The organism is Flavobacterium sp., assembly GCF_043773265.1.
In the GTDB taxonomy this organism is placed as follows: Bacteria; Bacteroidota; Bacteroidia; order Flavobacteriales; family Flavobacteriaceae; genus Flavobacterium.
Map to the genome: position 1 here is coordinate 1 of NZ_JAYVFH010000261.1, position 11,859 is coordinate 11,859.

An 11,859-nucleotide genomic window follows, 5' to 3' on the forward strand; every position below is an offset into this window, starting at 1 on the left:
ATTCCACAAATATCAAAAATTGTTCAAGTTGGAATTCGTGATTTCTGCCAACAAGAAGTTGAAAATGTTGTCAAAGAAAATGGTAGAGTTATTGTTCACACCGATTCTGATTTAAAAAAAGAATCCTTTGAGGGCAAAACTTGGCACGACCAATGTGAAGCAATAATAGCTTCGTTACCACAACAAGTTTGTATTTCATTTGATATAGACGGAATGTATCCATGGTATTGTCCAAATACAGGAACACCAGTTCCAGGCGGATTTTCTTTTGAACAAGCAACCTATTTATTTAATAAATTGTCATTAAGCGGAAAAGAAATTATAGGTTTTGACCTTGTAGAAGTTGCGCCAGGTGAAAACGACGATTGGGACGGAAATGTTGGTGCAAGAATGTTGTTTCACATGTGTGGAGTTTTAGCAAAAAATAACGGTTTGAATGTTGGAGAAAAAATTAAATTTTATAAAAGTTAAATTAAATTATGTAAGGTTCAACATTAAGTTTATATAGTACTTTGTTAAATATTAATATTAAATTAATGTTTATGAAAACTATATATTTATTTCTTTTGTCAATAACAATATTTTCTTGTCAAAATCAAACAAAAGTTGATGCTGATATAGCTAAAAAAGCAACTATAGATTCAATGAAAATTGTAATTGAAAACCAAAAAATCATTGATTCAATGAATCTTAAAATGGCTAAAATAGTAAGGCAAAAACAAGAAAAGGAAGTCGTTTATGTAAATCAAAATGGTAGTTCTACAACAACTAATACCACAACTAAAAAGAAAAAATGGAGTGGCGCAGCTAAAGGAGCAGTTATTGGCGCCGGAGTTGGAGCAGTAACTGGAGCAATTATTAGCAAGAAAAAAGGCGAAGGTGCAATTATTGGAGGAATAGCTGGTGCTGGAGTTGGTGCTGTAACTGGTGATATTATTGAAGATAGCAAGAAAAAAAAATAAAATAATAAGAAAAATAAATAAATTTAATAATTTATTTTAGGATGTTTAAATCAGGTGATTTAAACATCCTTTTTTTATTTTTAACAATAAATATTAGTTAGATTTGGAATGTTAATATTATAAAATGAAAATCATAAAAAAAACCATTCTAGTACTAATATCAATTATTGTTTTAGTCGCGCTTTCAATTTTTATTTACACAAATTACACAAAACCAAAATACGAAGGTGAAGTTGCTATAAAAAACATTTCAAAAACTACTAATGTTTATTTTGATGATTTCGGAATTCCACATATTTATGCTAATTCCCAAAAAGACGCTATGACCGTTTTGGGATATGTTCATGCTCAAGATAGATTATGGCAAATGGAACTCATGCGACGCATTGCACCAGGAAGATTGTCAGAACTTTTTGGAAATAAAGTTTCTAAAACTGATATGTTTTTTGCCGGAATTGGAATTGAAGAAAACTCAGAAAAAACAATTTCAGAATTAGATAAAAATTCCGAAAGTTATAAACTTACAATGGCTTATCTTGATGGAATTAATCAATATCTCGAAAACGGAAAAACACCAATTGAATTCAATTTATTAGGAATAAAAAAACAAAAATTCACCATTAAAGACGTTTATAATATTTTTGGATATATGTCGTTTAGTTTTGCAATGGCACAAAAAACCGATCCATTAATGACTGATATTCGAGATAAATTTGGCGCAAATTATCTTAAAGATTTTGGTTTAGATGGCTCGTTAGGAACAGTACAACTAATAAGCTTTGATGGGAAAGCAAATAATTTTTCAGAAATTTCTAAACAGGTCTCCAGTTTGCTTGATAATTCTCCAATTCAACCATTTATTGGTAGCAATAGTTGGGTAATTGGTGCTCAAAAAACCAAAAATGGAAAAGTGATTTTTGCAAACGATCCACATATTGGTTTTTCGCAACCTTGTACTTGGTATGAAGCACATATTGTTACTCCAAATTATGAATTATATGGATACTATTTGGCAGGAACACCATTTCCATTGTTGGCTCACAATCGAGATTATGCTTATGGTTTGACTATGTTTGAAAACGATGATTTAGATTTGTTTCAAGAAGAAAATAATCCGACTAATCCAAATCAATATAAATATAAAAATGAATATTTAAATTATACTTTTCATAAAAAAATCATTAAGGTAAAAGACAGTTCAGATATTGTTTTAAATATAAAAGAATCAATTCATGGACCAATTATGAACGGAATTATGAATACCATTTCTTCTCCAAAACCAATTGCAATGTCTTGGATTTATACTCAGCAAAAAAACAAAATTCTTGATGCAGTCTATCATCTTTCTCATTCAAAAAATTTAGAAGATTTCCATAAAAATATTGAACTTATAACTGCTCCAGGATTAAATATTATGTATGGCGATGCTAAAAATAATATTGCATGGATAACATCAGGAAAATTATATAAAGTTGATAAATCGGTAAATCCGAATTTTATATTAAATGGAAGTAATGGTATTGATGATAAAAAGGAATTCATCAATTTTTCTAAAAATCCAGCAGCCATAAATCCGAATTGGAATTATGTTTATTCATCTAATAATCAGCCACAAGCAATTGATAATTATTTGTATCCTGGTTATTATTTGCCCAAAGATAGAGCGCAAAGAATAGAAAGTTTTTTAGTTGCTAAAAACAATTTTACAAAACAAGATGTTCAAAAAATGATGGTCGATAATACTTCGAATGTAAATGCAAAAATTGCAATTCAAATTATTGCCGATTTAAACACTCAAAATTTCACTAGAATAGAAAAAGATGCCATGTATGCTTTAGCAAAATGGGATGGAAGTAATGATGTAACAAATATAGAATCTACAATTTATAATAAATTAATATACAGGTATTTAGAAAATACTTTTCAAGACGAATTAGGCAAAGAAGATTTTAAAGCATTATTGTCAACTCATATTATTAAACAAATTATTGAACCACAAACTACAAACGAAAATTCTGCTTGGTGGGATAATATTTATACTAAAAACAAAAAAGAAACCCGAAAAGAAATTCTTCAAAAATCATTTCAAGAATCAGTTTTAGCTCTTCAAAATCAATTTGGAAATGATATAAAATCATGGACATGGAACAAGGCACACACACTGGAACATCAACATCCGATTGGTAAAGTAAAACTTTTTGAAAAGTTTTTTAATGTAGGAAAATTTGAAGTGGCAGGAAGCAACGAAGTTATTAATAATTTAATGTTTACTTATTCAAATTCTGGACTTTACGAAGTGAAAGCTGGACCATCAACACGAAGAATTATTGATTTTTCAGATATTGAAAACAGTGTTAGTATTCTTCCAACTGGAAATTCAGGAAATCCAATGAGTTCACATTATAATGATCAAGCAGAAATGTATGTTCAAGGAAAATTTCGAAAAATGAAAATGAATAAAGCCGAAATAATTAAAACTTCTACTAAATTGGTTTTTGTACCCAATTGACAAAAAAATCATAAATTTGCAAAACCGTTTATAAAAATTAAATGCAAACTTCTCAAAAAATTGCTGTTGTTGGTTCTGGATTAGTTGGAACACTATTGGCAATATATCTCAAAAAATTAGGTCACACAGTTCATGTTTACGATAGAAGCGAAGACATTAGAAAAGTAGAGTTTTCCGGAAGATCTATAAACTTAGTAATGTCTGATCGTGGTTGGAAAACCCTAGAAGATATTGGTCTAGAAGATGAAATCAGAAAAATCGGAATTCCAGTCGACAAACGAGCCATTCACACCCAAGATGATAAATTAAATTATCAATATTATGGCAAGGAAGGTGAAGCAATTTTTTCATTATCTCGTGGCGTTTTAAACCGTAGAATGATAGATTTGGCCGAAGATGCAGGAGTGCAATTTTTCTTCGAACATAAAATTTGGGATGTAACATTAGCAACTGCAACTTTGCATATTGGCGAAACCGAAAGAGGCGAATGGCAAGAATTAAAATATGATAAAGTATTTGGTGCAGATGGAGCTTTTTCTAGAATTCGTCATAGAATGCAACGTCAATCTATGTTTGATTATTCGCAAGAATTCATGAAATTGGGTTACAAAGAATTACACATTCCTGCCAATGCTGATGGAACTCATAAAATTGACAAAAACTCATTACATATTTGGCCAAGAGGAAATTTTATGCTCATGGCATTATCTAATCTCGACGGAACTTTTACTTGCACATTATTTATGCCATTTGTAGGTGAAAATTCATTTGAAGAATTAAAAGACGAACAAGCATTAGTTAAATTTTTTGCAAAATATTTTCCAGATACTAAAGAAGTTATTCCAGATTTGGTTAAAGATTTTTTCAAAAATCCAACAAGTTATTTGGCAAAAATGAAATGTTATCCTTGGACATTTGAAGATAAAGTTGCCTTAATTGGCGATTCGGCACATGCTATTGTTCCTTTTTATGGACAAGGAATGAACGCTGGTTTTGAAGACATTAGTGTTTTGAGTGAAATGATAGCCAAGCATGGTGACGATTGGAAAACAATTTTCTTAGAATATCAAGAAATACGCAAACCAAATGCTGACGCAATTGCAGAACTTGCCGAAAGAAATTTTACAGAAATGAGTTCTAAAACTGCCGATGCTAAATTTTTATTACAAAAGAAAATCGAAAAATGGTTTTCAGACAAACATCCAAATTTATGGATTCCGTTATATTCTCGAGTAACTTTTAGTTTACAACCTTACACCGAAGCACTTGCAGTTGGCGATTTGCAAAATAAAATTATGGAAGAAATTATGCTAATGGAAAATATTGAAGAAAAATGGAATAGCGAAGAAGTTGAAAATAAGATTATTCAATTGTTGGGATTTTAAATGTTAAAGAAAACTCCAATTTTCAATACATTAAAATTGAAATTTGGAGTTTTTTAAATATTGATATTTAGAATATTTATCGCTTAATCAACTTCATCAAAATACTAAAAGCACCACGAATAAAACTAGCACTTGTTACCACTTTAGTTACCGATTTTCCAATAACTTCTGCGGTACTTGGTTCATTGCTTTTTTTCTGTTCTACTTCTTTTTCTTCGGCTTGTTCAAAGGCAGTTTCAATTTTTTTATTTAAAATCTCATAAGCACTTTCTCTGTCAATTTCTTCTGAATATTTTTTTACTAATTTAGATTTTGCATTAATTGCAACAATTTCATTAGATTCCAAAATATCCATTCTACTCATCGGTGCACGCATCATTGTTGCTGCAAGTGGTGTAGGAATTCCTTTTTCGTTCAAAGCAGTTACAAATGCTTCTCCAATTCCAAGTGAAGTTAAAATTTCATCGGTTTTATAATATTCAGAAGTCGGATAATTATCTGCCGTTTGTTTAATAGCTTGTCTGTCATTGGCTGTAAATGCACGCAAAGCATGTTGTATTTTCAAACCCAATTGTGCCAAAACGCCTTTAGGAATATCCATCGGGTTTTGGGTTACAAAGTAAACCCCAATTCCTTTTGAACGAATTAATTTAATTATAGTTTCTATTTGATCTAATAAAACTTTACTTGCTTCATTAAATATTAGATGTGCTTCGTCAATAAATAATACTAATTCTGGTTGCTCAACATCACCTTTTTCAGGCATTTGTTGATATATTTCTGCCAATAAACTCAACATAAAAGTCGAAAACAACTTTGGTTTATCTTGAATATCGGTTAATCTTAAAATATTTACATAACCTTTTCCATTTTCATCAATGCGCATTAAATCATCAATTTCAAATGATTTTTCTCCAAAAAAGAAATCGCCACCTTGTTGTTCTAGTTCAATTATTTTTCGTAAAATAGTTCCAGTGGTTGAAGTTGAAATTTTTCCATACTCTTGTGATATTTCTTCTTTTCCTTCTTCGGTAATAAAATTTAGTACTTTTTTAATGTCTTTTAAATCTAATAATGGCATTTTGTTATCATCACAATATTTAAAAATCACCGACATTACTCCAGCTTGAGTATCATTTAAATCTAGAATTCTTGAAAATAAAACTGGTCCAAATTCTGATATAGTTGCTCTCATTCTAACGCCATCTTGAGCAGAAAGTGTCATTAACTCTACAGGAAATGAGGCAGTTGTGTATGGAATATTTATTTTTGCATGTCTTTCAGTAATGAAAGATTTTTCTTCGCCAGGCATTGCAATTCCCGAAAAATCGCCTTTTATATCCATCATCAAAACCGGAATCCCAAACGATGATAATTGTTCAGATAATACTTGAATGGTTTTAGTTTTTCCTGTACCAGTTGCTCCAGCAATTAATCCGTGTCTGTTAAAAGTTTTTAATGGTATTTTCACTTGTGTTTCTGCAACAGCAATTCCGTCTAAAATTGCTGCGCCAAGCAAAATACTTTCACCTTTTGATGTGTAACCATCATTAATATGTTGTATAAATGTTTCTTTGTTTTTCATCAGTATAAAGTTACTTTAATTCTATGTTCAATTTCTAGCGCAAGATACTATTTTTTAAATATTTTTATGTTGAAATTAAAATTGACACCTACTTTATGTTAATATTATTATAAGATTTGATTCTTTTGATACTAATTTTAACTAAAACATCGTTGTTAAATTATTAAATTGCTATTTTAGCTTATTAATTACGATTACTTTTAAGTTTTTAGCATCAAAACAAGAATAACTTTGCTATTAATTATGTAAATTCTCTTGATTTAAAAGAATGTTATAAATAACAAAAAAAGTTTTTTTATTTAAACTAAAAAATTAAATTTGCTCCTATTACAATTTTAATTACAACTAAATCTTATTAAATTATTAAAAACTATTAAATTTTAGAAAAATGGCAAACGTTAAAAAAGAAAACGGTTCAAATGGTGGCGGAATGATTACAGGAATTATTATTGCTGCATGTATTGTAGTAGGAATATTGGTTTGGAAATTCCTTATGGGTAGTAGTGCTAATTTTGAAAACGGTGATCCAGAAAAAGGTCATCCATTAAATACATTAGGAATGGTATATAAAGGAGGATTTATTGTTCCTGTATTATTAGGTATGTTCTTAATGGTAATTGTTTTTTCTTTTGAAAGATATTTTGTAATCTCAAAAGCTGCAGGAAAAAACAACCTTGATAAATTTATGAGCAAAATTCAAAGCAATGTTTCAACTGGAAATATTTCTGAAGCAATTGAAGATTGTGATAAACAACAAGGTTCGGTTGCCAATGCAATTAAATCAGCATTAGTGAAATATCAAGACGTTAAAAAAGAAGGATTTAGTAGTGAAGAAGCATCAGAAATGATTCACAAAGAAATTGAAGAAGCTACAACTCTAGAAATGCCAATGTTAGAAAAACACATGACAATTCTTTCTACACTAGTTTCATTAGGAACTCTTGGAGGATTGTTAGGAACAGTATCAGGTATGATTAAAGCGTTTGGTGCATTAGCTAGTGCAGGAACTCCAGATCAAGCAGCACTTGCAACAGGTATTTCTGAAGCACTTATTAATACTGCAACAGGTATTGCAACTTCTGCTTTAGCAATTGTAATGTATAATTTCTTTAATTCAAAAATTGATACATTAACCTATTCTATTGACGAAGCTGGAACAGCAATTGTTAATACATACAGAAGATTAAGAGGAAGTTTAAAATAATAACTTTTTTCAGCATTAATACTGTTGAATAAATAATATATAAATAGATGGCAAAAATAAAAATGTCAAAAAATGCGGCTTCTATAGACATGACAGCAATGTGTGATGTGGCTTTTCTTTTGCTTACTTTCTTCATTTTGACAGCTACTGCAAAGCAACCAGAAGCGTTGCCTGTAGAAACTCCAGCATCAACAGTTCAAACTAAATTGCCAGAAACTGGTTTAATAACGTTAACCGTTGGTAAAGATGCAGACAAAAACAAAGTGTTTATGGGAATCAAAGACAGAGATCTTCGTGCAAAAACACTTGAGCTTATGGCAGATAAATATCAAATGAAATTTACGCCTGAAGAATCAGCTCAGTTTGCTCTTGTTGAGGAGTTTGGTGCTCCAATTCAAGATTTGAGTAGAGTAATAAAAATGAAAAGTGCAGATAGAAACAAAGCAGGCGTTCAAGCAGGAATTCCTCTTGATTCATTAGATAATCAATTGAAAGACTGGATATATGTTGCACGTCAAGCTAACGCAGATGCAGGTAAAACTGAATTATTAAAATTTGCAATAAAAGGCGATGCTAAGCAAGAGTATCCTCAAATAAGAAAAATTATGGATATTTTGCAAGATCAAGATATCAATAACTTTAGTTTAGTTACAGGTTTAAGAGCTAAACCTAAAAACTAATAATTCAGAAATAATATTCAATTTAAAAAATACACAAAATGGCTGAATTAAATAGTGGCGATGGCGGTGGTAAAAAAGATGGCGGTAAAGTAAGAAGTAAAAAGCAAAACTCTAAAGTTGACTTAACAGCAATGGTAGATTTGGCATTCTTATTGATAACTTTCTTTATGTTAACCACTTCGTTGTCTAAACCACAATCAATGAGCTTAGGTTTACCTGCTAAAGAAAAACCAGATGATCCTGTAATAAAACCATTACCAGTTGATCAAAGAAGAACAGTTACTGTTATTTTAGGTGAAAACAATAAAATAAAATGGTATCATGGATTACTTGAAGCTCCAGAAGCAAATGGTAAACCTCAAGTTACATCATATGGTAAAGAAGGAATTCGTAAAGTTTTACTTGAAAGAGTTCAATCTGTTCCTCAAGTTACAGGTGATAAAGAAAAAGGTTTAATAGTTATTATTAAACCAACTAAAAAATCTAACTATAGAAATTTAGTAGATATTTTAGATGAAATGGCAATTTGTAAAGTAGAAACGTATGCTATTGTTAATGACTTCACACCTGAAGAAAATACACTAGTAAGCGAAATGTCTAACAAAGTAAATTAAAAAAAAAATGAAATTAGACCTATTAAATAATAAATGGTTAAACATCGTTTTTGAAGGACGTAATAAAAGTTATGGTGCTTATGAATTGCGCAAAAGCAACACTAAGACCAACTTACGTGCTTTGTTAATTGGTGCAGCGGTTTTTTGTTTGGCTATAGCAACTCCATTATTGATTAATTTAATTCCTGATTCTTCAGACGATCAGACATTAAACGAAACTATAACAACAGTAAAGTTACCGCCAAAAGAAGAGAAACCTAAAGAAGATTTAAAACCACCACCACCACCACCACCAAAACAAGATGTGGTAAAGTTTGTGAAACCTGTAGTTGCAAAAACTGAAGACGTAAAAGAAGATCCACCAAAAGTTGAAGAAATAAAAGATAAAAATCTTGGAAAAGAAGACATTAAAGGTGATCCAAATGCCGATTTAGATCCAGGACCAATTGGTGATGGACCAAAACAAACAGAAGTGGTAGAAGAAGATAATAATCTTTACAATTCTGCCGGTATTGAAGTAAAACCAGAATTTCCTGGTGGAGCAGCAAAGTTTACAAACTTTATTAAAAACAATTATACTGCTCCAGAAGATAGTCCAGGTGGAAGAGTTATTGTATCATTTGTTGTTGAAAAAGATGGTTCTTTAACAGATATAAAAATTCTTAAAGATTTGGGTTACGGAACAGGTGCTGAGGCAGTTAGGGTTTTAAAGAAAAGTCCAAAATGGGTTCCAGCAGAACAAAATGGTAAAAAAGTAAGATGTTCTTTTCAGTTGCCAATTGCAATTGCAGCACAAGAATAACATGCTTAATAATATAAAAAATAATTTTCAGAAGAAATCGCTTAGTCAGCGATTTCTTCTATTTACAGGAATTCTGTTTTTTTTGATTTATTTAACACTTGGCTTGTTAATAATTTTTTGGGATAAATTCCCTTTTAAAATGCAAACCAATTATAGAATTGCTTTTGGCATATTATTAATAGTTTATGCGTTTTTTAGATTTTATAGATTTTTTAATTCAAAGAATGAAAATGAGTAAACAATTTAAAATATTAATTTTAGTTCCATTACTGGTTTTGGTTATAGCTCTTTCGTGTAATAAAAAAGATAACAATCAACCAAATTCTGATTCAATAATTGCTGGTAAAACATCAATATTAGTAGATGAAACTTTATTGCCAATTATTGAAGATCAAGTTACTGTTTTCGAAAGCCAGTATGATGCCAAAATTACTTTAATTCCTAAATCTGAAAAAGAAAGTATATTAGAATTATCAAAAACTAAAATGGGAATTATTGTTTTGTCAAGAGAATTAAACAAACAAGAACTTACTCTATTTAACAAAAATAAAATTAAACCAAAAACAACACCTTTTGCAATTGATGCAATTGCATTTATTAAAAGTAAAAAATCTAATGATTCATTAATTGACTTAAAAGAGGTAATTGATTTTGTAAAAGGAAATAAAAACACAATAAAAGGATTGGTTTTCGATAATCCAAATTCTAGTTCAGTAAGATACATTTGTAATTTGGCAGAAATAGAATCGTTACCTATCGAAGGAATTTTTTCGTTTAAAACAAATGAAGAAGTTATAAAACATGTTTCAGAAAATGATGGAATGATTGGTGTAGTAGGAATAAACTGGTTGTCACAACCAAAACCAGAAATGCAAAAATATATTGATAATGTTACAATTCTTAGTGTAAAAGTTAATAATGACAACTATGTTTATCCATCGCAAGAAAGCATTGCTACAAGAGAATATCCTTTGGCACGTGTTTTGTATATTATTAATTGTCAAGGTTACGAAGGATTAGGAATGGGTTTTGCATCATTCATAGCTGGAGAAATTGGGCAAAGAATAATATCTCAATCAGGACTTGCTCCAATAAGAGAACCAAGTCGAGATATTATAATTAGAAATCAAATAGAAAAAAAATAAATAAGATTAAGATGAATAAATTTAAAATTTTCAGTATTGCTTTGTTAGCTTCAACTGCGGTTATCCAAGCACAAGATTTAGAACAAGCTAAAAAAGCTATTGATGCTGAACAGTATGAAAAAGCAAAAGGAATGTTAAAAAGCATTATCCAAACTAAGAATAGTGGCAAAGCTGCTTTTTTATTAGGAAATATATATTTAGCTCAAAACATTGAAGATTCTGCAAAAATATTTTTCGATAAAGGATTATCTAGTGCCGATGGCGGAAAATTTAATTCTATTGGATTAGGACAACTTGATCTTAATAAAGGTGATGCAACAAGTGCAAAATCTAAATTTGACATGGTTCTAAAAGATGTAAAGAAAAAAGATTTAGAAGAATATATTTATGTAGCCAAAGCTTACATGAATAGCGACAAACCAGATTATAAAAATGCGATTGCTGTTTTAAACAAAGCCAAAGCTGCAAACCCAACTGATGCTCAAGTTCAATTGGCACTTGGTGATGCGTTGTATGGAGATAAAAATCAAAATGATGCTTATGTCGCTTATAGAAATGCTTATCAAACGGATAGTTCACTTATAAGAGCAAAAATGCAATTAGGAGTACTTTTAAAAGGAGCAAAACAATATGAAAAAGCGGTAGAAGCTTATAATGAAGTTGTGAAAATTAATGGTAATTACGGACCAGTTTTTAGAGAATTGGCAGAAACTCATTACTATTGGGCAAACAATAAACCATCAACATATACTGAAAACATGCAAAAAGCGTTAGCTTTTTATGAAAAATACATGTCATTAACTGATTATTCATTAACTTCTCGTATGCGTCATGCAGATTTTTTAATCCTTGCAAAAGACTACAAAGCACTTGAAGTTGAAGCAAATCAAATGAAACAATTGGATAAAGTAAATCCAAGAATATTACGTTATTTAGGTTACTCTGCATACGAAAATGGTAATACTGATGCTGC

11 protein-coding genes are annotated in these 11,859 nt (G+C 30.1%); 10 read left to right on the forward strand and 1 reads right to left on the reverse strand.

What is annotated here, in order from left to right; translation table 11 throughout:
• The 4 genes from ACH2BO_RS13925 to ACH2BO_RS13940 all read left to right on the forward strand — a co-directional run.
• A partial coding sequence (locus ACH2BO_RS13925; protein ID WP_395045338.1) for an arginase family protein occupies window positions 1–471 on the forward strand: 471 nt, incomplete at its 5' end.
• 71 nt (window positions 472–542) lie between these two features.
• On the forward strand, window positions 543–962 hold the full coding sequence (locus ACH2BO_RS13930) for a YMGG-like glycine zipper-containing protein (RefSeq protein WP_395045339.1): 420 nt from the start codon (window positions 543–545) through the stop codon (window positions 960–962).
• Between the two features lie 124 nt (window positions 963–1,086).
• Window positions 1,087–3,471, forward strand: a complete 2,385-nt coding sequence (locus ACH2BO_RS13935) for a penicillin acylase family protein (RefSeq protein WP_395045340.1) — start codon at window positions 1,087–1,089, stop codon at window positions 3,469–3,471.
• Window positions 3,472–3,512: 41 nt separating this feature from the next.
• Window positions 3,513–4,856, forward strand: coding sequence for an FAD-dependent oxidoreductase (locus tag ACH2BO_RS13940; RefSeq protein ID WP_395045341.1), 1,344 nt, complete (start codon window positions 3,513–3,515; stop codon window positions 4,854–4,856).
• 76 nt (window positions 4,857–4,932) lie between these two features.
• Here ACH2BO_RS13940 and ACH2BO_RS13945 read toward each other — a convergent pair whose 3' ends face one another.
• On the reverse strand, window positions 4,933–6,441 hold the full coding sequence (locus ACH2BO_RS13945; protein WP_395045342.1) for a helicase HerA-like domain-containing protein: 1,509 nt from the start codon (window positions 6,439–6,441) through the stop codon (window positions 4,933–4,935).
• A 388-nt stretch (window positions 6,442–6,829) separates the two neighbouring features.
• On the opposite strand from ACH2BO_RS13945, the gene ACH2BO_RS13950 reads away from it, so the two are divergent.
• The 6 genes from ACH2BO_RS13950 to ACH2BO_RS13975 all read left to right on the forward strand — a co-directional run.
• Window positions 6,830–7,645 (forward strand): MotA/TolQ/ExbB proton channel family protein, encoded by an 816-nt coding sequence (locus ACH2BO_RS13950; protein ID WP_395045343.1) that lies wholly within the window; start codon window positions 6,830–6,832, stop codon window positions 7,643–7,645.
• Window positions 7,646–7,692: 47 nt separating this feature from the next.
• On the forward strand, window positions 7,693–8,325 hold the full coding sequence (locus ACH2BO_RS13955; RefSeq protein ID WP_395045344.1) for an ExbD/TolR family protein: 633 nt from the start codon (window positions 7,693–7,695) through the stop codon (window positions 8,323–8,325).
• Between the two features lie 38 nt (window positions 8,326–8,363).
• On the forward strand, window positions 8,364–8,939 hold the full coding sequence (locus ACH2BO_RS13960; RefSeq protein ID WP_395045345.1) for an ExbD/TolR family protein: 576 nt from the start codon (window positions 8,364–8,366) through the stop codon (window positions 8,937–8,939).
• Window positions 8,940–8,946: 7 nt separating this feature from the next.
• The gene (locus ACH2BO_RS13965; RefSeq protein WP_395045346.1) at window positions 8,947–9,741 is read left to right on the forward strand and encodes an energy transducer TonB; all 795 of its coding nucleotides are present in this window, start codon (window positions 8,947–8,949) and stop codon (window positions 9,739–9,741) included.
• A 230-nt stretch (window positions 9,742–9,971) separates the two neighbouring features.
• Window positions 9,972–10,886, forward strand: a complete 915-nt coding sequence (locus ACH2BO_RS13970; RefSeq protein WP_395045347.1) for a PstS family phosphate ABC transporter substrate-binding protein — start codon at window positions 9,972–9,974, stop codon at window positions 10,884–10,886.
• A gap of 11 nt (window positions 10,887–10,897) precedes the next feature.
• Window positions 10,898–11,859: tetratricopeptide repeat protein (locus tag ACH2BO_RS13975; protein ID WP_395045348.1), on the forward strand; the 962-nt coding region annotated here is incomplete at its 3' end.

Bases quoted from the DNA above. Each gene is read 5' to 3' on its own strand.
- ACH2BO_RS13940 (WP_395045341.1), top strand. From the start codon at position 3,513: ATGCAAACTTCTCAAAAAATTGCTGTTGTTGGTTCTGGATTAGTTGGA.
- ACH2BO_RS13950 (WP_395045343.1), top strand. From the start codon at position 6,830: ATGGCAAACGTTAAAAAAGAAAACGGTTCAAATGGTGGCGGAATGATT.
- ACH2BO_RS13955 (WP_395045344.1), top strand. From the start codon at position 7,693: ATGGCAAAAATAAAAATGTCAAAAAATGCGGCTTCTATAGACATGACA.
- ACH2BO_RS13945 (WP_395045342.1), bottom strand. From the start codon at position 6,441: ATGAAAAACAAAGAAACATTTATACAACATATTAATGATGGTTACACA.
- ACH2BO_RS13935 (WP_395045340.1), top strand. From the start codon at position 1,087: ATGAAAATCATAAAAAAAACCATTCTAGTACTAATATCAATTATTGTT.
- ACH2BO_RS13930 (WP_395045339.1), top strand. From the start codon at position 543: ATGAAAACTATATATTTATTTCTTTTGTCAATAACAATATTTTCTTGT.
- ACH2BO_RS13965 (WP_395045346.1), top strand. From the start codon at position 8,947: ATGAAATTAGACCTATTAAATAATAAATGGTTAAACATCGTTTTTGAA.
- ACH2BO_RS13970 (WP_395045347.1), top strand. From the start codon at position 9,972: ATGAGTAAACAATTTAAAATATTAATTTTAGTTCCATTACTGGTTTTG.
- ACH2BO_RS13960 (WP_395045345.1), top strand. From the start codon at position 8,364: ATGGCTGAATTAAATAGTGGCGATGGCGGTGGTAAAAAAGATGGCGGT.